Origin of the sequence: Pseudomonas sp. P108, assembly GCF_032613195.1 — a bacterium.
Lineage (GTDB): Bacteria > Pseudomonadota > Gammaproteobacteria > Pseudomonadales > Pseudomonadaceae > Aquipseudomonas.
Genome location: NZ_CP126691.1, coordinates 4,971,307 through 4,991,170, shown reverse-complemented (window position 1 = coordinate 4,991,170; position 19,864 = coordinate 4,971,307). Strand labels below are relative to the sequence as shown.

Below are 19,864 nucleotides of genomic sequence, written 5' to 3'. Positions count from 1 at the left end.
GCTTTCGAAAATACGTTTGGTTCAACCCGACAATGGCAATAAAAAGCCTTGAATTCACTGCCGGGTTTGTGTTTGGTTTTTTAGCGTCAAACCCTACATGTAGGGTTTTTTTGCGCTCGGGCTACAAGATAATGCGTTTCAGGGGGGGATTGCAACGTACTACCTGTGGATAAGCCTGTGCGTAAATTGTGTAAGAAACTTCGAAAATGCGTGTAGGCCGCGAACCTGCTGAGCTAGACCGTCCGTCACTGTTTTTTCACCGGGAAAAACGCTTCAGCGGATTTTTAAGGGCGCGAACCCTATCACAAAAAACCGCCTTGTCCGAACGCATTTACCGACTTGTGTTCTGGCTGTACGCCGTTTATACAATCGGCCCATGCACAGGCATTCTTATCCTCCAGAAACATGACAAAAGTACGGGAGGATCCAAAACTGTGGGAGCGAGCCTGCTCGCGAATGCGTCGGTAGGTTCAGCATCGATGTTGAGTGATACGACGCTTTCGCGAGCAGGCTCGCTCCCACAGGGAATTGTGTCGAGTCAGATGTTCTTCCTTTATTAATAACAATAGAAAGCAGAGGTCACCGGTGGAGCAACAAGCCTTTCAGGTATTGATCGTCGAGGATGACCAGCGACTGGCCGAACTGACGCGTGACTACCTGCAAGCCAATGGATTACGCGTGGACATCGAAGGCAACGGTGCGCTGGCCGCAGCGCGGATCATCAAGGAGCAGCCGGACCTGGTGATCCTCGACCTGATGCTGCCCGGTGAAGATGGCCTGAGCATTTGCCGCAAGGTGCGCAATCAGTACGACGGGCCGATCCTGATGCTCACCGCACGCACCGACGATGCCGATCAGATCCAGGGCCTCGACCTCGGTGCCGACGATTACGTGTGCAAACCGGTGCGCCCACGCCTGTTGCTGGCGCGAATCCAGGCGTTACTGCGCCGTAGCGACAGCCCCGAGCCGGTGGCAGAGAAATCCCGTCGTCTGCAATTCGGCCCGCTGGTGGTTGACGACGCCTTGCGCGAGGCGTGGCTGAGCGACAACGGCATCGAGCTGACCAGCGCCGAATTCGACCTGCTCTGGCTGCTGGTGTCCAACGCCGGGCGCATTCTGTCCCGCGAAGAAATCTTCACCGCACTGCGCGGCATCGGTTATGACGGTCAGGACCGTTCGATCGATGTGCGCATTTCGCGCATCCGCCCGAAAATCGGCGACGACCCCGACCACCCCCGCCTGATCAAGACCATCCGCAGCAAAGGTTATCTGTTCGTTCCTGAAGCCTGCATAGACCTGCCGCTGTGAACTCGATCTTCCTGCGCATCTACGGCGGCATGTGTGCCGCTTTGATTCTAGTGGCGGTGCTCGGCGTGCTGGCGCTCAACCTGCTCAATCAGGTGCGCAGCGAGCAATATCGCGAGCGCCTGGCCCACGGCACGTTTTCGCTGATGGCCGACAACCTGCAACCGATGAACGAAACCGAGCGCCATCGGGCGTTGTTGGTGTGGGAGCGGTTGCTGGGGATTCCGCTGGCGCTGAAGAAATTTGCCGAAACCGATCTTGATCTGTCCCAGCGCACTCGCGTGCAGCGTGGCCAGGCGTTGGTCGAGCAGACCGGGCCGCACGCGGCGAAAGTCTATCGAATGGTCAGCGACAAAGAGCAGTTGGTTCTCACCGGCGAAGTGCAGCAGATCAGCGAGCAACTGGCGCGCGCGACCATTTACCTGCTGGCCGATGAGCTGGTGCGCGTACCGGTCGGCGAACAACCCAAGCGCCTTGCACAGATAAAGGAAGAGAAGGGCTTCGGTTTCGATCTGCGCCTGGTCACGGTGAACGACGCTGACATGGACGAAGACCAGAGTCGCCGCGTGGCCGAAGGCGACACGGTGATGGCATTGGGCAAGGGTGGCGACTCGATCCGCGTATTTGCCGGCATGGTCGGCACGCCATGGGTACTTGAAATCGGGCCGTTGTATCAGATGAACCCGTATCCGCCGGAATGGCTGGTGCTGATTGCGGCACTCGGCCTGACCCTGATCGGCCTCATTGTTTATCTGTTGGTGCGTCAGCTCGAACGCCGTTTACGCGGCCTCGAAGCAGCGGCCACGCGTATTGCCAAGGGCAGCCTGGAAACCCGTGTGCCCGCACGCGGTGCCGACTCGGTCGGACGTCTGGCGTCGGCGTTCAATGGTATGGCCGAGCACTTGCAACAGTTGCTGGCGATCCAGCGCGAACTGGTGCGCGCGGTGTCCCATGAGTTGCGCACACCGGTGGCACGCCTGCGTTTCGGTCTGGAAATGATCGGCTCGGCGACCACCCCGCAAGCGCTGGAGAAATACCGCGAAGGCATGGATCACGACATCGAAGACCTCGATAAGCTGGTCGATGAAATGCTCACCTACGCGCGCCTGGAGCAGGGCTCGCCGGCGCTGACGTTCCAGCGCATCGATCTGGACGCATTGGTCAATCAGGTGATTGAAGAGTTGGCGCCGTTGCGCGCCGAGGTCACGGTGCAGCGAGGTTTGTGCCTCTCCGCCGCCGATAACGATGATGCCTGGGTCGAGGCCGAGCCGCGTTATCTGCACCGGGCGTTGCAGAATCTGGTGAGCAACGCCATGCGCCACGCACGCTCGAAGGTGACGGTGAGTTATCAGGTCGGGCAATTGCGCTGTCGCGTGGATGTCGAGGATGACGGCCCGGGCGTGCCGGAAGTAGCGTGGGAGCGGATTTTTACGCCGTTTCTGCGCCTGGACGACAGCCGCACACGGGCGTCGGGCGGGCATGGTCTGGGCTTGTCGATTGTGCGGCGGATCATTCACTGGCATGACGGTCGGGCGATCATTGGCAAGAGCAAGAGTCTGGGTGGGGCTTGTTTCAGCCTGAGTTGGCCGAGGAATCAGGAACGCCGGTAATTCTTGTGGTGGCCGCGATGCCGCCTTCGCGAGCAGGCTCGCTCCCACAGGGGAATGCATTTCAAAATGTGGGAGCGAGCCTGCTCGCGAAGAGGCCTGAACAGGCGCTGAAAGATTTCAGGCCTGAATGCTGACCAGACTCAACAACTGCCCATCCTGCACCCCGAACTGCGCGTCCAGTTCAGTGCCGTTGCGCCACTCGGCCGACAAGTCCGTCAGCAGCCGCAAGCGCACATGGCCCGCTTCAGTCCACTCCAGCACTTCAGCATGCTCGAAATAAAAGCGCTGCTGCACGATCGGGTACAGTGCTTTGAACAGACTTTCTTTCACCGAAAACGTCAGCGTCACCCACAACGCCAACTGATCTCGCGAGGCGGCCGTCATGCGCTGCATTTCGGGTGGTGTCAGAATCTCCCCCGCCAGGCGCTCGGCGCGTTCGGTATTGAGCAGGTTTTCCAGATCCATGCCCAAACCGCGCCAGTGTTGCTTGTTGGCGACAATCGCTGCCGCGCGTCCGGTGCTGTGGGTGATCGAGCCGCAAATGTGCGCGGGCCATATCGGCGCGCGATCTGCACCAATCGCCGGCACCACGCCGCTGCCTTCCAGTTGCTGCAACGCCGCCCGGGCGCAGATCCGGCCGGCCAGAAATTCCGCCTGACGCTTGGCCACCGAACGCTGAATGCTTGGCGGCGCAACCACGGCGCTGCGTTGAAAATCATCGCCAAGCAGTTGAGCAGGATCGAAGTGGGTGCTGAGCAGCACGGTGTCGGCCAATACCGTCGGCAACGGCCAGTGGCTGTCGAGCGCGGTGCAGCAGGCGGGGAGGGCGGGGGTGAGATTCATGGCGGGCATTTTGCCGGTTAGTCGGGCCAAGGTCGAGATGATCGTTCCCACGCTCTGCGTGGGAATGCCTCAATGGACGCTCTGCGTCCGCTTTGGGACGCAGAGCGTCCCGGGCTGCATTCCCACGCGGAGCGTGGGAACGATCAGGTGCGGAGGGGTCAGCTAAATATTTTCTGCAAGAATGCCTTCATGTTCGCCCAGGATTTTTCATCCGCTGCCTTGTTGTACCCGATGTCCGGGCCACCATGCTCGCCATGGCTCAGGCGATCGGCATCCGGATTGGTAAAACCGTGCTTGGCGCCATCCAGACTGACGAACTTGTAGTCAGCCCCGGCCTTGTCCATTTCTGCCTTGAACGCGGTGACATTGTCCTGAGTGACCATGCTGTCCAGCGCGCCATGCTCGACCAGAATCTTCGCCTTCACGCTGCCGGGCGTTGCTGGTGTTTTCGTCGCCAGCGCACCGTGGAAACTCACCACACCCGCCAGCGGCACACCCTGACGCGCGGCGTTCAGCACCACCGCACCGCCGAAGCAGTAACCGATGGCGGCAATTTTATTCACGTCGGTCTGCGGCTGCTTCTTCAACAAATCCAGCCCGGCCTCGAAGCGCTTGCTGGAAGCCGCCGCATCCTGGGTCGCCGCCTGCATGAACGCCATCGCGTCTTTCGGGTGCTCGGTGTTCTTGCCTTCGCCGTACATATCAATGGCCAGGGCGCTGTAGCCGAGCCCGGCGAGATCCCGGGCGCGGCGCTTGGCGTAGTCGTTCAGGCCCCACCATTCGTGCACCACGACGACACCCGGACGCTTGCCTTTGATGGCGTCGTCATAGGCGTAGTAGCCGATCAACTTTGTGCCATCGGCACTTTGGTAGGGAATTTCTTCAGTCTTGATCGCAGCCTGAGTGAGGCTGCTGACGGCCAGCAAGGTGAGGGCAAGGAACAGGCGCATGGTCGGGTCTCCTGACAATAAAAGGTCAGATCAGCCTAGTTCATTTGGTTCAGGTCAGGTTCAGAGACGGTTCAGGGGCGGTACAGGGGAGGGTCAGTAACCTTGCGCCATACCCAAACAGCACTGTGAAAGAGGAAATACCCATGACTTTTAACAAACTGTTGCTGGCATTGACCGTAATGAGCGCCAGTATCGCGGCCCAGGCCGATACCACTTCGAACTTCGCCGGCCTGTCCTTCGGCCAGACCAGCGACAAGATCAACAAATCCAATTCGCTGAACAACAACCTCGATCACCCGAACGCCACCGGCGCGATCGACGGCAACAACACCTACGGCGTGCGCCTCGGTCAGCAAAACAGCCAGGGTCGCTACTACGCCACCTACGACAACGTGTCGGGCTCGCACAATGGCATTAAACTGCGTCAGGAAAATCTGCTGGGCAGCTACGATCTGTTCTACCCGGTCGGCGGCAGCACCAAGTTGTTCGGCGGTGCGACGGCGGGTCTGACCAAGCTGACCCAGGAATCGCCAGGCTTTAGCCGCGACAGTGATATCGGTTATGCCGTCGGTGGTCAGTTGGGTGTGTTGCAACAAGTATCGCAAAACACTTCGGTCGAACTCGGTTACCGTTACCTGCGCAGCAACGCCAGCACCGAGATGAGCGAGCGCGGCGGCAGCAAGCAAGGCTCGCTGGATTTGACCAGCAGCGCCCAGACTTACCTGTCGGCCAACTACAATTTCTAAGGAGTTGCTGACAGATTCAGTGTGGGAGCGAGCCTGCTCGCGAAAGCGCCGGTTCAGTCGATGAGATGTCGACTGAACCATCGTCTTCGTGAGCAGGCTCGCTCCCACAGGTGTGTGACTGGAGATTCTGATTTGCCCGGGAGAGTGTTATGAAACTGTTGGTCGTCGAAGATGAAGCGCTGTTGCGCCATCACCTGCAAACCCGCCTGACGGAAAGTGGCCACGTGGTCGAGTCCGTGGCCAATGCCGAAGAGGCGCTGTACCAGACCGGACAGTTCAACTTTGACCTGGCGGTGATCGATCTTGGCCTGCCGGGCATGGGCGGTCTCGACCTGATTCGCCAGTTGCGCGCGGGCGGCAAGACCTTCCCGATCCTGATCCTCACCGCGCGCGGCAACTGGCAGGACAAGGTCGAAGGCCTCGCCGCCGGCGCCGACGATTACGTGGTCAAGCCGTTCCAGTTCGAAGAACTCGACGCGCGTCTGAATGCTTTGCTGCGCCGTTCCAGCGGTTTCACCCAGTCGACCATCGTCGCCGGGCCGCTGCTGCTCGACCTCAATCGCAAACAGGCAACCCTCGATGAGCAACCGCTGGCGCTGACCGCGTACGAGTACCGCATCCTCGAATACCTCATGCGCCACCATCAACAAGTGGTGCCCAAGGATCGCTTGATGGAGCAGCTCTACCCGGACGACGACGAGCGTGATCCGAATGTCATCGAAGTGTTGGTCGGTCGTCTGCGCCGCAAACTCGAAGGCCCGGCCGGATTCAAACCGATCGACACTGTGCGTGGCCTCGGCTACCTGTTCAACGAGCGCTGCACTTGATTCGTTCGCTTCGTGTTCGCTTGATGCTCGCCGCCACCACGTTGGCGGTGTTGTTCATGCTCGCCTTGCTCCCGGCGATGCAAGGCGCGTTCAGCCTCGCGTTGCAGGACTCGATCGAACAACGTCTGGCCTCCGACGTCACCACGCTCATTTCTGCCGCGCGCATCGAAAACGGTCGGCTGGTGATGCCCAATCAGTTGCCGGATGAGCGTTTCAACCTCACCGATTTCCGTTTGCTCGGCTACATCTACGACCGCGAAGGGCATTTGGTCTGGCGCTCGAAAGCCACCCAGGAAGAGCAGATCAACTACAAGCCGCGCTACGACGGACTCGGTAACGAGTTCGCGCGGATTCGCGAAACCAACGGCCAGGAGTTCTTCGTCTACGACGTTGAAGTCAAACTGCTCGGCGGCAAAAGCGCGGCGTTCAGCATCGTTGCCCTGCAACCGGTGCGCGAGTACGAAACCACCCTTGAAGGACTGCGCGAGAATCTCTACCTGGGCTTCGGCGCGGCACTGCTCGTGCTGCTGGCATTGTTGTGGATCGGCCTGACCTGGGGCCTCAAAGCCTTGCGCCGGCTCAGTCAGGAACTCGACGAAATCGAAGGTGGCACCCGCGAAAGCCTCACCGAGCAACATCCGCGCGAGTTGCTGCGCCTGACCGGCTCGCTCAACCGCTTGCTGCACAGCGAGCGCCAGCAGCGCAGTCGTTATCGCGATTCTCTCGATGACCTCGCGCATAGCCTGAAAACTCCGTTGGCAGTGTTGCAAGGCGTCAGCGAGGACATGGCCCAGCGTCCAGAAGAGCGCGATCAGGCCTGGGTGCTGCAAAGTCAGATCGAACGCATGAGCCAGCAGATCAGCTACCAACTGCAACGGGCCAGTTTGCGCAAAAGCGGACTGGTGCGCCATCAGGTGCGCCTGCAACCGGTGCTCAAAAGCCTTTGCGACACACTGGACAAGGTTTACCGCGACAAGCATGTGCGCGTGGCATTCGATCTGCCAGAGCACTGTTATGTGCCGATCGAGCAGGGCGCGCTGCTGGAAATGATGGGCAACTTGCTGGAGAACGCTTATCGCCTGTGTCTGGGCGAAGTGCGTATCAGCGTGCGCGAGACCCTGGCCGGGATTGAATTGTGCGTCGAAGACGACGGCCCGGGCGTGCCGCCGGATCAGCGCGCGCGGATTCTGGAACGTGGCGAACGACTGGATGCCCAGCATCCGGGGCAGGGGATCGGGTTGGCGGTGGTCAAGGATATTATTGAAAGCTACAACGCCAAACTCGCACTGGGCGATTCGCCGATGGGTGGGGCGGCGTTCAGGATTCATTTTCCGGCGGTGTGATTGGAAGTTGCCCTCACCCTAACCCTCTCCCAGAGGTAGAGGGGACTGACCGAAGTGTCTTGCGAAAATGATCGACCTGAGCGATTTGCGTCGAATATGGATTCAGCGAGAGCTGTCAGGTCGGCGGATTTATTGAACATCCCCCAATCAGTCCCCTCTCCCTCCGGGAGAGGGTTAGGGTGAGGGGCTTTTGATTTATAGCCTCACTGCTCCTGCGCCCGATAAGCCCCCGGCGTCAGCCCCGTCCACTTCTTGAACGCCCGATGAAACGCCGACGGTTCGGAAAACCCCAGCTGTTCGGCGATCTGTTGCAACGACAGATCCGCCCGGCCCAGATGGTAGATGGCGATATCCCGCCGCAACTGATCCTTCAGTTCCTGAAAACTCGTGCCTTCCTCGCGCAAGTGCCGGCGCAACGTCTGCGGGCTGATGTGCAAATGCTCGGCGACCGCCTCAAGATCCGGCCAACGTGCAGTGTCACGGCTGAGCAAACGACGCAGGCGGCTGCTCAGGCTGTCGCCGTCGTCCGGGCGTGAGAGCAGGTCGGCGGGGGAGCGTTCGAGGAAGTGTTTGAGGGTGCGTTCGTCCTGCAACAGCGGCATGGGCAGGTAGCGGCTATGAAACAGCAGGCTGCTTTGATCGCTGCCGAAGGTCAGCGGGCAGGGGAACAGCAGGTCGTATTCAGCACCGTGCTCGGGGCGCGGATAGCTGAAGGTCGCTTGTTCTAGGCGAATCCGCTGACCGATCAGCCAACTGCCGAGGCGATGCCAGATCACCAGCAGACTCTCGGTGAGAAAGTGATCCGGGTCCCACATCCGCGAATCATCGAGGCTCAGGCGCACCCATTCGTCTTCGCGCGTCAGGCTCAGGCGCGGGGCTTCGGGGAATAGGCTATAAAACAATAAACCCCGTTGCAGGGCTTTCTCCAGATTGCGGCAGTGAATCGAGGCGTGGCACATCATGGCGAAACTGCCGGGCTTGCTCGGCGCGTTGCCGAAACCCAGGTATTCGTCGTCCAGCGCCAGCCACAGGCCCTGAATCAACCGGGTGAATTGTTCCGGGGCAATGCGTGCACGCGGTTCATCAAGCAATTCAGGGCTGATGCCCAGTTGCAGCAGCAGGCCCGAGTAATCGAAACCCACGCGGCGTGCGCCGCCGAGGGCGGCACGGGCAAAATGACTGGCGATGGTGCGTTCGCGCATAAGCGGCAGATCCTTCCTCAGGCGCCGGATGGTAGCGGCGGGCTGGACGCATCGGCAAGGCGGATTTCCGCCAAATTGTAGGACGAGAAGCGGCGAGTTGGCGGAAATCCGCCACACTTGAGTCACCGGATGGTGACATCCGCGGACCTGTTAACCCTGATATCAAAAGGCTTGCAGCTAATCGCACCAAAGTGGCACGAGGTTTGCGATACAAGCCACAGAAGCGTGCGTTTGTCCCTGACGGAAAACGCTGCTCCAACAACAAATCCCTCCAGTGCAGGAGGGTTCGCAATTAAGGTTTCGCGGCCAACAGATGGATGTTGTCACGCGGGACGCTTGAGGAAACCTGCAATGACGACTCGTCAGCCACTGTACAAATCCCTGTATTTCCAGGTGATCGTTGCCATCGCCATCGGCATCCTGCTTGGTCACTTCTACCCTCAGACCGGTGTGGCCCTCAAGCCGCTGGGTGACGGGTTCATCAAACTGATCAAAATGGTCATCGCCCCGATCATCTTCTGTACCGTTGTCAGCGGCATCGCCGGCATGCAGAACATGAAATCCGTGGGCAAGACCGGCGGCTACGCGCTGCTGTACTTCGAAATCGTTTCCACCATTGCCCTGCTGATCGGTCTGATCGTGGTCAACGTTGTGCAACCGGGCGCCGGCATGCACATCGACGTCACCACCCTGGACGCCTCGAAAATCGCCACTTATGTGACGGCCAGTAAAGACCAGAGCATTGTCGGTTTCCTCCTCAATGTAATCCCGAACACCATCGTCGGCGCGTTCGCCACCGGTGACATCCTGCAAGTGCTGATGTTCTCGGTGATCTTCGGCTACGCCCTGCATCGCCTGGGTTCGTACGGTCGTCCGCTGCTGGACATGATCGATCGCTTCGCCCACGTGATGTTCAACATCATCAACATGATCATGAAACTGGCGCCGCTGGGTGCTTTCGGCGCGATGGCCTTCACCATCGGTGCCTACGGCGTCGGCTCGCTGGTGCAACTGGGCCAGTTGATGATCTGCTTCTACATCACCTGCATCCTGTTCGTGGTGGTGGTGCTGGGTGCGATCTGCCGTGCTCACGGTTTCAGCGTGTTTAAACTGGTGCGTTACATCCGTGAAGAACTGTTGATCGTACTGGGCACGTCCTCGTCGGAATCGGCACTGCCACGCATGCTGATCAAGATGGAGCGTCTGGGCGCGAAGAAATCCGTAGTAGGTCTGGTGATCCCGACCGGTTACTCGTTCAACCTCGACGGTACGTCGATCTACCTGACCATGGCGGCCGTGTTCATCGCTCAGGCGACCGACACCCACATGGACATCACCCACCAGATCACCCTGCTGCTGGTATTGCTGCTGTCCTCCAAAGGCGCGGCTGGTGTGACCGGTTCGGGCTTCATCGTGCTGGCCGCGACCCTGTCGGCGGTCGGTCACCTGCCAGTGGCCGGTCTGGCGCTGATCCTCGGTATCGATCGCTTCATGTCCGAAGCCCGCGCACTGACGAACCTGGTCGGTAACGCAGTAGCCACCATCGTGGTTGCCAAGTGGGTCAAGGAACTGGATACCGATCAGCTGCAAACCGAGCTGGCCTCGGGCGGTCGCGGTATCTCCGACGAGCGTGAAGAAGACGACCTGGGTGTGGCTGAAGGCCCAACCCCAAGCAATGTGAAGTAAGCACTGCTTGCCTGGAAAAACCCGCTTCGGCGGGTTTTTTCTTGCCTGCGATTTGAGCGTAACGGTCACACCCGCTGACATTTCCGGTGATTGCCGTGCGCGGTATCGCTGCCTAGGCTGAGTGCATCGCTTAAGGAGTTCGCCCATGTCTGCACCGCTGGCCTCACTGAAAATCCTCGATTTCTCGACATTGCTGCCGGGGCCGTTCGCCTCGCTGTTGCTGGCGGACATGGGCGCTGAAGTGCTGCGCATTGAATCACCGACACGCATGGATCTGCTGCGCGTGTTGCCGCCGCATGATCACGGAGTATCGGCCAGCCATGCCTACCTGAACCGCAACAAACGCAGTCTGGCGCTGGACCTCAAACAGCCCGAGGCGCTGGAAGTGGTCAAGCAACTGCTGGGCGATTACGACATCGTTCTGGAGCAGTTTCGCCCCGGCGTGATGGAGCGTCTGGGCCTGGGCTATGAAGCGCTGAAGGCGATCAACCCGAAGCTGATTTATGTGTCGATTACCGGTTACGGCCAGACCGGGCCGTACAAGGATCGCGCCGGGCATGACATCAACTATCTGGCGCTGGCCGGGCTTTCCAGTTACACCGGCCGCGCCGACAGCGGCCCGTTGCCGTTGGGCATGCAAGTGGCGGATGTCGCCGGTGGTTCGTTGCACGGGGTGATCGGCTTGTTGGCGGCGGTGATTGCCCGACAGCAAACGGGGCAGGGTACAAATCTGGACGTGAGCATGACTGACTGTGCGTTCAGCCTGAATGCCATGGCCGGGGCCGGGTATCTCGCTTGCGGCGAAGAGCCTGAGTGGGAAGATCAGATGCTCAACGGCGGCAGCTTCTACGATTATTACCGCTCTCGCGATGGCCGCTGGATGTCGGTGGGCAGTCTGGAACCGGGCTTTATGCAGCAACTGTGTACGGCGTTGGGGCGGCCGGAGTTGGCCGCGCAAGGGCTGTCCCCAAAGCCTGAGCAGCAGCGGGCGTTGAAATACGCACTGACGGTCGAGTTTGAAAAACATGACTTTGCTGAACTATGTGAAATGTTTGCCGGGATCGATGCGTGTGTCGAGCCGGTGTTGAGTCTGGGTGAGGCGGTGCGCCATCCGCAGTTGCAGGCGCGGGAACTGGTGACGCAGGTGCCGCGCGCGGATGGCACGACACAGGCGCAGATGGCCTGTCCGTTGAAGTTTTCCGAAGCGTTGCCGGCGCCGCGGCATGTTGGCGCGGTGTTGGGGCAGCATACGGATCAGGTGTTGGCGGAGTTGGGGTTCAGTGCTGAGCGGATTGCTGAATTGCGAGCCTTAAAGGTAGTTGCGTAGCTCGTTCCCACGCTCTGCGTGGGAATGTATCCCGTGACGCTCTGCGTCACAGTGGACGCGGAGCGTCCATGGCGGCGTTCCCACGCGGAGCATGGGAACGATCAGGGAGTCATTCCACCCGCATCTCACCACTGAACACCAAAGTACTCCGGCAGCGCCGACACAAATACCGCCGCCCCTGCCGCACCAGACTATGGCGCTGCGCCGAAAACGGAAAATCGCTGTCGGCGCACGGGCATTTGTAGATATAGCGGGTCACGCTGCGGCGTTTGATTGCATAGGTGTGGCAGCGATCCGGCGGCAGTTCGTAAACCCCGCGCATGATCAATTGCCATTCCTCGCCATGCGGCTGGATACGGTCGCCGAACAGCTGATGGGCGATCAGGTGCGCAACTTCGTGGGCCACGGTCTGCTTGAGGAAGTGTTCGGCGTTTTCCCGGTACAGCTGCGGATTGAAGCGCAGCAGGTTCTCGTGCAGATGCGCGACACCGGCTTTTTGCCCGCGCAGCTTGAGACTGACGACAGGGCGTGGGAAAGAACGTTTGAAAAAGGATTCTGCGAGTTGGTAACAGTCTTCGACGCGGGTATTGAGTTGCTCGGGCATGCTTGATGGATCTCCAGAGGCGTTGAGTATGCCGCAACCCTGTGGACTTGCGAATCGCCGAGCTGCCGAATGGTCATCCGTGAAACGACAAGGCCGCCTTGCGGCGGCCTGTATTCAGCCTGTCGAGTCAGTTGGTGTAAACGGGACCTACGCCCAGTCCCCAGACGATCACGGTGAATGCCATGATGGCGACCAGCACTACCAGACCCACCGCGAGCACCGAGCTCGAGAACAGAAAACCCTCGTCCGACGGAATATTCATGAACGTCGGCAGACCCACATACAGCAGATAAACCGTGTAGCAGATGGCCGCCGTACCGACGATCATCCCCAGCCACATATGTGGATACAGCGCCGCCAGCCCACCGACAAACAGCGGTGTCGCCGTGTAAGTGGCAAATGCCACGCAACGGGCCAGGCTCGGATTGGCGTCGTAGGTGCGGGCCATCCAGTGCACAAAGGCACCCATGACCGCGACTCCGCCGAGCATCGCCAGATAGGACATGATCGTCATCCACAGTGCGCTTTCAAAGGTCAGCATGACCGGTGCGCGATTGCCGATTACCCAGCCGACCTGTGTGGTGCCGATAAAGGCCGAGACAGCGGGGATCGCCGCCAGAATCAGCGTGTGGGTGAGGTACATGTGGCTGATGCTTTCCTCTTGGTCGCCACGGATTTCCTTCCATTCCTGATCGGGGTGGGTGAAAAGTCCCACTACGTGATGGATCATGCCAGTCACTCCTCTTGTTATTGCCATCGCCCCCCAGCGGAGCGCCTACGGGCCAAGGTGGCCGAGCAAATACAGGTCTTCAGATTGTGTGCGACCTTATGTCGCAGTATAGAAAGGTCTTACCCGCACAGGTATCAGGGGCTTAGAGCAAATCGCGCTGTAAACACGGGGCTTAATCGCCTTGGGGTCTGTAAAGATTGCACCCTTGAGCCACGATATCCTGTGCCCACAACGCCGGGGTTTTTGCGTAAAATGCCGGCCTTTAGGCACACCTCACGGATTTCGCGTCATGGGCACTCTTACGGTCAACCAGAACAAACTGCAAAAGCGCCTGCGCCGCCTGGCCGGCGAAGCGGTTGCTGACTTCAACATGATTGAAGACGGCGACAAGGTCATGGTCTGCCTGTCCGGGGGCAAGGACAGCTACACCATGCTCGACGTGCTCCTGCACCTGCAGAAGGTTGCACCGATCAAGTTCGAGATCGTCGCGGTGAACATGGACCAGAAGCAGCCGGGGTTCCCCGAGCATGTGCTGCCGGCCTATCTGAAAGAGCTGGGCGTCGAGTATCACATCGTCGAGAAAGACACCTATTCGGTGGTCAAGGAACTGATCCCGGAAGGCAAGACCACTTGCTCGCTGTGCTCGCGCCTGCGTCGCGGCACGCTGTACACCTTTGCCGATGAAATCGGCGCGACCAAAATGGCCCTCGGTCATCACCGTGACGACATCGTCGAGACATTCTTCCTCAACATGTTCTTCAACGGTTCGCTTAAAGCCATGCCGCCGAAGCTGCGTGCCGATGACGGTCGCAACGTGGTGATCCGTCCACTGGCGTACTGCAACGAGAAAGACATCCAGGCGTACTCGGACTTCAAGGCATTTCCGATTATCCCGTGCAACCTCTGCGGTTCGCAGGAAAACCTGCAGCGTCAGGTGGTCAAGGAAATGCTGCTGGACTGGGAGCGCAAGACCCCGGGCCGAACCGAAAGCATTTTCCGCAGTCTGCAGAACGTGATCCCGTCGCAACTGGCCGATCGCAACCTGTTCGACTTCACCAGCCTGAAGATCGACGAGACGGCGGCTTCGCGCTTCGTTAACGTCGTCAACCTGTAAACACCTTCAAATGTGGGAGCGAGCCTGCTCGCGAAGGGGGAGTATCAGTCAACAAATCAGTTGAATGACACACCGCTTTCGCGAGCAGGCTCGCTCCCACATTGGTTTCTTCGCTTCATTCAATAGGAGAGGGCATGCGCGATTACAAGTGGCTGCACGAATACTGTCTGAACCGCTTCGGTTCGGCGGCTGAACTGGAAGCCCATCTGCCCGTTCCCAAGACCCCGGCGCAACTGCGCAAGATCAGCGACGACCGCTACCTCTCGACTATGGCCCTGCGCGTATTTCGTGCCGGCCTCAAGCACAGTCTGGTCGACGCCAAGTGGCCGGCCTTTGAGGAAGTGTTCTTCAAGTTCGACCCGGAAAAAGTTGTGCTGATGAGCGCCGAACATCTTGAGCGCCTGATGCAGGACGCGCGGATCATTCGCCATTTGGGCAAACTGAAAAGCGTGCCGCGCAATGCGCAGTTCATTCTCGATGTGGAGAAGGAGAAGGGCAGTTTCGGTGCGCTGATTGCCGACTGGCCGGTGACCGATATCGTCGGTTTGTGGACGTACCTGAAAAAGCACGGTCATCAATTGGGCGGTCTGTCGGCGCCACGCTTTTTGCGCATGGTTGGCAAGGATACGTTTGTGCCGAGTTACGACGTGGTTGCAGCATTGAATGCACAGAAGATCGTCGACAAGGTGCCGACCAGTCTGCGCGATCTGGCGATTGTGCAGGATGCGTTCAACCAGTGGCATGAACAGAGCGGCGGACGGGCGATGAGCCAGATTTCGATGATGCTCGCTTACACCGTCAACCATTAAGACCGCGTCGCCCCATTCGCGAGCAGGCTCGCTCCCACAGGGGAACACATTCCAAATGTGGGAGCGAGCCTGCTCGCGAAGGCGTCCGTTTAGGCGACGGAGATTTCGCCTTCACCTGCCAACTTGCGATTCAACTGATACCGCCACCGCACATACAACAGCGCCGAGCAGAACACCGCCAGGCTGGCGACCATCTCCAGCACACCAAACAACTGCCGGTTCGGGTCATACGCCGCCAGTGCGCCTTTGATGAAATACAGATTCACCACAAAACACATCCACGAATGCCCACGGGCGCTGCCCATGATCATCGCCGGGGCGAGAACAATCCACGGGATCAGCTCGACCAGCAGAATTACCCACGGCCGCGCGCCATGCAGATCGGCGAACAGCAGGTAGTAGGCCGCCAGCAAGCCGGCGAGGGCGAAAAAGCTCAGCAGGCTGATCACCCGCATCGCCTTCACCCGTGGCTCAAGCCACTCGACACTCGGCAGAATCTTCGGCTTCTTCGCCATCTCAGCCCACCAGTTTCTGAGCGGTTTTCGCCAGCCGCAGACCCAGCGCGCGACACAGCGCCACTTCATGCTGATCGAGACCACTTTTGCCGTCAGCCCCAGCGTGATGGCTGGCACCGTAAGGCGTACCGCCGCTCTGGGTTTCCAGCAGCGCCGATTCGCTGTACGGCAAACCGGTGATGAGCATGCCGTGGTGCAGCAAAGGCAACATCATCGACAGCAGCGTGGTTTCCTGACCGCCGTGCAGACTGGCGGTGGAGGTGAATACACCCGCCGGTTTGCCGACGAGGGCGCCGGTCAGCCACAGGTTGCTGGTGCCGTCGAGGAAGTATTTCAGCGGTGCGGCCATGTTGCCAAAGCGCGTCGGGCTGCCGAGGGCCAGACCGGCGCAGTTCTTCAAGTCATCGAGGGTGGCGTAGAGCGCGCCTTCGTCCGGTATGGCCGGGGCCACGGCTTCACACTCGGTGGAGATTGCCGGCACGGTGCGCAAACGCGCTTCGAGACCGGCCTGCTCGACACCACGGGCAATCTGCCGGGCCATCTCGTTGGTCGAGCCGTTGCGGCTGTAATACAGCACCAGAATGTACGGCGCGCTCACGGCAACAACTCCAGGATATTTTCCGGTGGGCGACCGATCACGGCTTTGTCGCCGACTTCGAAAATCGGTCGCTCCATCAGTTTCGGGTGCTGAGCGATGGCGTCGATCAATTGCGCTTCGCTGAGGCTTTCGTCAGCCAGTTGAAGCATTTTGTATTCATCTTCCCCAGTGCGCAGCAACTGGCGTGCGCTGATCCCGAGCTTGCCGAGCAGGGCCTTGATTTGCGCCGCAGTCAGCGGGGTTTCGAGGTAACGCACGACGTTCGGGGTCAGGCCGCGGGCTTCAAGAAGTTCCAGCGCGCCGCGGGATTTCGAGCAGCGCGGATTGTGATAAAGCGTCAGATCGGTCATGTCGGGTCGCTTCTGGCGTAAAGTGGCGGCTATTCTAACTGTGCAGCGCGCAATCCAGAACCTTCGGAGGCAATGGGTCGCAGGCGCCTTCAAATTTTCACAAGGAACACGACATGACACGGCGATTGGCAGCGGCATTGACGATAATCGGGGCGTTGATGCTGGGGGGCTGCGGCAATGATTACGGTATCGACCAGAACGGCCAGAAAGTGGCGTCCGAGCGTTTGGACAAGCAATGGGTGGTGCTGAACTACTGGGCCGAATGGTGTGGTCCGTGCCGCACCGAGATCCCGGAGCTCAACCATTTGGCTGATGAGCTCAAGAGCAAGAACGTAGGCGTGTTCGGGGTCAACTTCGACAACGTGCAGGGTGTGGAACTGAAAGACGCCAGCGAAAAACTGGGCATCAAGTTCACCGTGCTGGCGCAGGATCCGGCGGAACTGTTCGAGTTGCCGCGCAGTGAGGCATTGCCGGTGACGTATATCATCGACAACAAAGGCAAGGTGCGTGAGCAGTTGATGGGGGAGCAGACGGCGGCGGGGGTGATGGCGAAGCTTGAGGCGTTGCAAGCGACCAAGTAACGTCAAAAGCCCCTCACCCCAGCCCTCTCCCGGGGGGAGAGGGGGCCGACCGAGGTGTCTGGCGAGTTACATCGACCTGAGAGATCGAGTCGATTGTAGATTCGCCCAAGCAGAATCGAGTCGATTGTAGATTCGCCCAAGCAGAATCGAGTCGATTATGGATTCGCCAAAGCAGGATCCAGTCGATGATGGATTCGGTGAAGACCTTTCAGGTCGGCGTAGCTCCCCAATATCCCCAATCAGTCCCCTCTCCCCCTGGGAGAGGGCTAGGGTGAGGGCTTTGGCGATCCTGAGGCTTAACCCTCTTCCAGCCACCAGCGCAACGGCTTGCCTTCTGCCGGCCAGAAGCGCATCTGTTCGATCGGCGAGATGTCCCAGCGCTGGACATGCTCCAGCGCCTGCAGGAAGCGCTGCTCCTGCTCCATCAGCGCCGGGGCGCACAGTTTGCGGGTCTTGCCGATCTTGCCGAAAGTCAGCTTGTCACCGTCCAGCGTGTACGGCGCGAACCAATGGTTGCAGCCACCGTTGCCATAGGCGCGGCCATCATCGCCCAGGGTCACCGTCAGATGGCTGTAATCCATCAGTGGTCGCTCACCGATCCATTCCAGAATGTAGCTGCGGTTCTGTTGCAGTTGCACCGGCTCCGCAGCGCATCCCACCAGGCCGGCACCGACCAGCGCGGTCAGGGCAAAGCGTTTCATCATGCCGGCTCCTGGCATTTCGGGCACAGGTGCTTGTCGCCAACGGCTTTCCAGCCCAGCCCGGCGATGCGCGCGGTGGCCGCCGGTTTCTCGGCGGCTTTGCCGAGTTTGGCGTCCACGGCGAATTCGAAGCTCAGCTCTTTGGCGCAGCTGTCGCAGTTGACCTGCCAGGTGTGGATCGCCAGTTCACCAAACACCGGACCTGTGGTCATCGCGGTCCATTGGCCCGGCGGATTGATCAGGTGGCGGACGGTTTCAACGGTCAGGCGCATGGACAAGTCCTTGCTGCCTTTGAGGGTGACCAACAAGGCGTCACCGATGCGAGTCGAGCCACCATTGCCGGTGACCTGATAGCGGCCCGGAACAAGGGCGCGGCATTCGGTGAGGGTGTGTTGCGGGTTCATCAGGTTGTAGCGGAAATCGTGTTCGACCATGGGTCCTCCAAATATGCGCGACATGCTAGCACGGGCTTGATTGCAGAATGATGTGCGCGTGTGACCTTCGATCAGGTTCAATTGAGGCGACGCTCATGGCAAACTGCCGGCCTCGACTCTGAAGGAACGGAACATGGCGCTGATCGAATGTTATGAATGCAAGAAGAGCATCAGCTCCGAAGCCAACGCGTGCATTCATTGTGGGGCTCCGATGGCGGAGCATGTGACACAAGCGCACGGCGCAGTTGCGCCCGCTCAGGCCGCGACAATCTCGTTCGGCAGCTTGCCGCGCAACAAGTCTGTGCCCGAGGTCATTGCTCCGGCACCCGCACCGCAACCTTTGCCGAAAGTCATGCCGGCCGCCGCGCGGCGCCGGCGCCAGCAGCCCACCGAGCAACCGGCTACCGAGCAGACCAATGCCGACGGCAGTCGGCCGGTGGAAGGCTGGCTGAAGATCATGATCTTCCTGCTGCCGATGTTTTTCGTCTGGTTCCTGCTGCGCTACGGCCACTCGATGAAACAGCGCTTCTTCGGCTTCGGCTGGCTGGCGCTGTTGATTCTGGCGTCCTCGCTTTCACCGAAATAAGCTGAAAGTGCTCAACCCTCGACCTGGTTCTGTGGCATGCCCGCCGCCCAGGTCGCGATGTTGTGCAGTGTGGTTGCGGCAATCGCCCCCAGTGCTTCACGCGTCAAAAAGGCCTGATGCGCGGTGATGATCACGTTGGGAAAAGTCAGCAATCGCGCCAGCACATCATCCTGCAAGGGCAGGTCGGAGCGATCCTCGAAAAACAGTTGCGCCTCTTCTTCATAGACATCCAGGCCCAGATAACCGAGTTGGCCGTCCTTCAAGGCGTCAATCAGCGCCGGGGTGTCGACCAGGCCGCCGCGACCGGTATTGATGAGCATGGCGCCGGCCTGCATGTGCGCCAGTGAATCGCGGTTGATCAGGTGTTTGCTCTGCTCGTTGAGCGGGCAGTGCAGGCTGATGATCCGCGACTGCGCGAGCAGTTCCGGCAGGCTCAGATAGCGCGCGCCCAACGCCAGTACATCCGGGTTCGGGAACGGATCGTAGGCCAGCAACTCACAGCCGAAACCGTGCATGATTTTCGCGAAGGTCGCACCGATCTGACCGGTGCCGACAATCCCGACGGTTTTGCCGACCAGGTCGAAACCGGTCAGGCCATGCAGGCTGAAATCGCCCTCACGGGTGCGGTTATAGGCGCGGTGCAGACGGCGGTTGAGGGCGAGGATCAGCGCCACGGCGTGTTCGGCCACCGCATGCGGTGAGTAGGCCGGCACGCGCACTACGGCCAGTCCGAGACGTTTCGCCGCGGCCAGATCGACATGGTTGTAACCCGCCGAGCGCAGGGCAATCAGGCGTGTGCCGCCAGCGGCCAGTCGCTCGAGTACCGGTGCGCTAAGGTCGTCGTTGATAAACGCACAGACCACTTCATGCGCTTCAGCCAGCGCCGCCGTATCGAGGCTGAGCCGCGCCGGTTGAAACTGCAGCTCGACACCTGCCGGGCAATCGGCGGCGAGGAAGCTGTCGCGATCATAGGTCTGGCTACTGAAAACGAGCGTGCGCATGA

22 protein-coding genes are annotated in these 19,864 nt (G+C 59.8%); 11 read left to right on the top strand and 11 right to left on the bottom strand.

Translation table 11 applies throughout. The features are described 5' to 3' along the window. The first annotated feature begins 585 nt into the window (after positions 1–585). Positions 586–1,308: a response regulator gene (locus QOM10_RS21950; RefSeq protein WP_316916938.1), complete on the top strand. Its 723-nt coding sequence runs from the start codon at positions 586–588 to the stop codon at positions 1,306–1,308. Continuing rightward, positions 1,305–2,915: an ATP-binding protein gene (locus QOM10_RS21945; protein ID WP_127929411.1), complete on the top strand. Its 1,611-nt coding sequence runs from the start codon at positions 1,305–1,307 to the stop codon at positions 2,913–2,915. Before QOM10_RS21950 ends, QOM10_RS21945 begins: the two co-directional genes overlap by 4 nt. 117 nt (positions 2,916–3,032) lie before the next feature. On the opposite strand, the gene QOM10_RS21940 is transcribed toward QOM10_RS21945, so the two are convergent. Beyond that, positions 3,033–3,758: a 4'-phosphopantetheinyl transferase gene (locus QOM10_RS21940; RefSeq protein ID WP_316916937.1), complete on the bottom strand. Its 726-nt coding sequence runs from the start codon at positions 3,756–3,758 to the stop codon at positions 3,033–3,035. Between the two features lie 158 nt (positions 3,759–3,916). Next, positions 3,917–4,708: a dienelactone hydrolase family protein gene (locus tag QOM10_RS21935; RefSeq protein ID WP_316916936.1), complete on the bottom strand. Its 792-nt coding sequence runs from the start codon at positions 4,706–4,708 to the stop codon at positions 3,917–3,919. Between the two features lie 143 nt (positions 4,709–4,851). On the opposite strand from QOM10_RS21935, the gene QOM10_RS21930 reads away from it, so the two are divergent. The 3 genes from QOM10_RS21930 to QOM10_RS21920 all read left to right on the top strand — a co-directional run bounded on the left by QOM10_RS21930 (position 4,852) and on the right by QOM10_RS21920 (position 7,624). Continuing rightward, entirely contained in the window at positions 4,852–5,454 is a 603-nt protein-coding gene (locus QOM10_RS21930) for an outer membrane beta-barrel protein (protein ID WP_127929408.1), read from the top strand. A 149-nt stretch (positions 5,455–5,603) separates the two neighbouring features. Continuing rightward, positions 5,604–6,281 carry a response regulator transcription factor gene (locus QOM10_RS21925; protein WP_016987432.1) on the top strand — a complete coding sequence of 226 codons (678 nt, stop codon included), beginning with the start codon at positions 5,604–5,606 and terminating at the stop codon, positions 6,279–6,281. Then, entirely contained in the window at positions 6,278–7,624 is a 1,347-nt protein-coding gene (locus QOM10_RS21920; RefSeq protein WP_016987433.1) for an ATP-binding protein, read from the top strand. Before QOM10_RS21925 ends, QOM10_RS21920 begins: the two co-directional genes overlap by 4 nt. A gap of 203 nt (positions 7,625–7,827) precedes the next feature. Here QOM10_RS21920 and QOM10_RS21915 read toward each other — a convergent pair whose 3' ends face one another. Further along, positions 7,828–8,826 carry an AraC family transcriptional regulator gene (locus tag QOM10_RS21915; protein WP_316916935.1) on the bottom strand — a complete coding sequence of 333 codons (999 nt, stop codon included), beginning with the start codon at positions 8,824–8,826 and terminating at the stop codon, positions 7,828–7,830. Positions 8,827–9,177: 351 nt separating this feature from the next. On the opposite strand from QOM10_RS21915, the gene QOM10_RS21910 reads away from it, so the two are divergent. Next, positions 9,178–10,512 (top strand): dicarboxylate/amino acid:cation symporter, encoded by a 1,335-nt coding sequence (locus QOM10_RS21910; protein WP_007917521.1) that lies wholly within the window; start codon positions 9,178–9,180, stop codon positions 10,510–10,512. 145 nt (positions 10,513–10,657) lie between these two features. After that, positions 10,658–11,839: a CaiB/BaiF CoA-transferase family protein gene (locus QOM10_RS21905; protein ID WP_316916934.1), complete on the top strand. Its 1,182-nt coding sequence runs from the start codon at positions 10,658–10,660 to the stop codon at positions 11,837–11,839. Between the two features lie 109 nt (positions 11,840–11,948). On the opposite strand, the gene QOM10_RS21900 is transcribed toward QOM10_RS21905, so the two are convergent. Together QOM10_RS21900 and QOM10_RS21895 are read right to left on the bottom strand one after the other, a co-directional pair. Next, entirely contained in the window at positions 11,949–12,443 is a 495-nt protein-coding gene (locus QOM10_RS21900) for a SprT family zinc-dependent metalloprotease (protein WP_064391623.1), read from the bottom strand. Positions 12,444–12,570: 127 nt separating this feature from the next. Then, positions 12,571–13,173, bottom strand: a complete 603-nt coding sequence (locus QOM10_RS21895) for a Yip1 family protein (protein ID WP_016773629.1) — start codon at positions 13,171–13,173, stop codon at positions 12,571–12,573. Between the two features lie 289 nt (positions 13,174–13,462). Between QOM10_RS21895 and ttcA the strand changes: the two genes are divergently transcribed. Both ttcA and QOM10_RS21885 read left to right on the top strand, forming a co-directional pair. Then, positions 13,463–14,287 carry a tRNA 2-thiocytidine(32) synthetase TtcA gene (ttcA, locus tag QOM10_RS21890; protein WP_137219598.1) on the top strand — a complete coding sequence of 275 codons (825 nt, stop codon included), beginning with the start codon at positions 13,463–13,465 and terminating at the stop codon, positions 14,285–14,287. Between the two features lie 134 nt (positions 14,288–14,421). Next, a complete protein-coding gene (locus QOM10_RS21885; protein WP_095123040.1) occupies positions 14,422–15,096 on the top strand; it encodes a DNA-3-methyladenine glycosylase I in 675 nt (224 codons plus the stop codon). Positions 15,097–15,185: 89 nt separating this feature from the next. On the opposite strand, the gene QOM10_RS21880 is transcribed toward QOM10_RS21885, so the two are convergent. Genes QOM10_RS21880 through arsC form a run of 3 tightly spaced genes read right to left on the bottom strand, consistent with a single transcriptional unit; the run spans position 15,186 to position 16,559 of the window. Then, the gene (locus QOM10_RS21880) at positions 15,186–15,611 is read right to left on the bottom strand and encodes a DUF2069 domain-containing protein (RefSeq protein WP_007917509.1); all 426 of its coding nucleotides are present in this window, start codon (positions 15,609–15,611) and stop codon (positions 15,186–15,188) included. A 1-nt stretch (position 15,612) separates the two neighbouring features. Further along, positions 15,613–16,209, bottom strand: a complete 597-nt coding sequence (gene wrbA, locus QOM10_RS21875; protein ID WP_316916933.1) for an NAD(P)H:quinone oxidoreductase — start codon at positions 16,207–16,209, stop codon at positions 15,613–15,615. Next, complete coding sequence (gene arsC, locus QOM10_RS21870) at positions 16,206–16,559, bottom strand: arsenate reductase (glutaredoxin) (protein WP_127929375.1); 354 nt, start codon at positions 16,557–16,559, stop codon at positions 16,206–16,208. Before arsC ends, wrbA begins: the two co-directional genes overlap by 4 nt. Positions 16,560–16,672: 113 nt before the next feature. Here arsC and QOM10_RS21865 point away from each other — a divergent pair, with 113 nt between their 5' ends. Beyond that, complete coding sequence (locus tag QOM10_RS21865) at positions 16,673–17,140, top strand: TlpA disulfide reductase family protein (protein WP_007917494.1); 468 nt, start codon at positions 16,673–16,675, stop codon at positions 17,138–17,140. A gap of 296 nt (positions 17,141–17,436) precedes the next feature. Here the strand turns inward: QOM10_RS21865 and QOM10_RS21860 are convergent, their stop codons facing one another. Continuing rightward, on the bottom strand, positions 17,437–17,841 hold the full coding sequence (locus tag QOM10_RS21860; protein WP_127930439.1) for an META domain-containing protein: 405 nt from the start codon (positions 17,839–17,841) through the stop codon (positions 17,437–17,439). After that, positions 17,841–18,275 carry a hypothetical protein gene (locus QOM10_RS21855; RefSeq protein ID WP_316916932.1) on the bottom strand — a complete coding sequence of 145 codons (435 nt, stop codon included), beginning with the start codon at positions 18,273–18,275 and terminating at the stop codon, positions 17,841–17,843. Before QOM10_RS21855 ends, QOM10_RS21860 begins: the two co-directional genes overlap by 1 nt. Before the next feature lie 133 nt (positions 18,276–18,408). Between QOM10_RS21855 and QOM10_RS21850 the strand changes: the two genes are divergently transcribed. Beyond that, on the top strand, positions 18,409–18,861 hold the full coding sequence (locus QOM10_RS21850; protein ID WP_316916931.1) for a hypothetical protein: 453 nt from the start codon (positions 18,409–18,411) through the stop codon (positions 18,859–18,861). An 11-nt stretch (positions 18,862–18,872) separates the two neighbouring features. Here QOM10_RS21850 and QOM10_RS21845 read toward each other — a convergent pair whose 3' ends face one another. Continuing rightward, positions 18,873–19,862, bottom strand: a complete 990-nt coding sequence (locus QOM10_RS21845) for a 2-hydroxyacid dehydrogenase (protein ID WP_150750535.1) — start codon at positions 19,860–19,862, stop codon at positions 18,873–18,875. Positions 19,863–19,864: the final 2 nt, after the last annotated feature.

What these genes read in the sequence shown, in the direction of transcription:
- QOM10_RS21850 (WP_316916931.1), top strand. Translation starts at nt 18,409, where the DNA reads ATGGCGCTGATCGAATGTTATGAATGCAAGAAGAGCATCAGCTCCGAA.
- QOM10_RS21925 (WP_016987432.1), top strand. Translation starts at nt 5,604, where the DNA reads ATGAAACTGTTGGTCGTCGAAGATGAAGCGCTGTTGCGCCATCACCTG.
- QOM10_RS21845 (WP_150750535.1), bottom strand. Translation starts at nt 19,862, where the DNA reads ATGCGCACGCTCGTTTTCAGTAGCCAGACCTATGATCGCGACAGCTTC.
- QOM10_RS21900 (WP_064391623.1), bottom strand. Translation starts at nt 12,443, where the DNA reads ATGCCCGAGCAACTCAATACCCGCGTCGAAGACTGTTACCAACTCGCA.
- QOM10_RS21860 (WP_127930439.1), bottom strand. Translation starts at nt 17,841, where the DNA reads ATGAAACGCTTTGCCCTGACCGCGCTGGTCGGTGCCGGCCTGGTGGGA.
- QOM10_RS21885 (WP_095123040.1), top strand. Translation starts at nt 14,422, where the DNA reads ATGCGCGATTACAAGTGGCTGCACGAATACTGTCTGAACCGCTTCGGT.
- QOM10_RS21910 (WP_007917521.1), top strand. Translation starts at nt 9,178, where the DNA reads ATGACGACTCGTCAGCCACTGTACAAATCCCTGTATTTCCAGGTGATC.
- arsC (WP_127929375.1), bottom strand. Translation starts at nt 16,559, where the DNA reads ATGACCGATCTGACGCTTTATCACAATCCGCGCTGCTCGAAATCCCGC.
- QOM10_RS21930 (WP_127929408.1), top strand. Translation starts at nt 4,852, where the DNA reads ATGACTTTTAACAAACTGTTGCTGGCATTGACCGTAATGAGCGCCAGT.
- QOM10_RS21895 (WP_016773629.1), bottom strand. Translation starts at nt 13,173, where the DNA reads ATGATCCATCACGTAGTGGGACTTTTCACCCACCCCGATCAGGAATGG.
- QOM10_RS21905 (WP_316916934.1), top strand. Translation starts at nt 10,658, where the DNA reads ATGTCTGCACCGCTGGCCTCACTGAAAATCCTCGATTTCTCGACATTG.
- QOM10_RS21935 (WP_316916936.1), bottom strand. Translation starts at nt 4,708, where the DNA reads ATGCGCCTGTTCCTTGCCCTCACCTTGCTGGCCGTCAGCAGCCTCACT.
- QOM10_RS21855 (WP_316916932.1), bottom strand. Translation starts at nt 18,275, where the DNA reads ATGGTCGAACACGATTTCCGCTACAACCTGATGAACCCGCAACACACC.
- ttcA (WP_137219598.1), top strand. Translation starts at nt 13,463, where the DNA reads ATGGGCACTCTTACGGTCAACCAGAACAAACTGCAAAAGCGCCTGCGC.
- QOM10_RS21915 (WP_316916935.1), bottom strand. Translation starts at nt 8,826, where the DNA reads ATGCGCGAACGCACCATCGCCAGTCATTTTGCCCGTGCCGCCCTCGGC.
- QOM10_RS21940 (WP_316916937.1), bottom strand. Translation starts at nt 3,758, where the DNA reads ATGAATCTCACCCCCGCCCTCCCCGCCTGCTGCACCGCGCTCGACAGC.
- QOM10_RS21880 (WP_007917509.1), bottom strand. Translation starts at nt 15,611, where the DNA reads ATGGCGAAGAAGCCGAAGATTCTGCCGAGTGTCGAGTGGCTTGAGCCA.
- QOM10_RS21865 (WP_007917494.1), top strand. Translation starts at nt 16,673, where the DNA reads ATGACACGGCGATTGGCAGCGGCATTGACGATAATCGGGGCGTTGATG.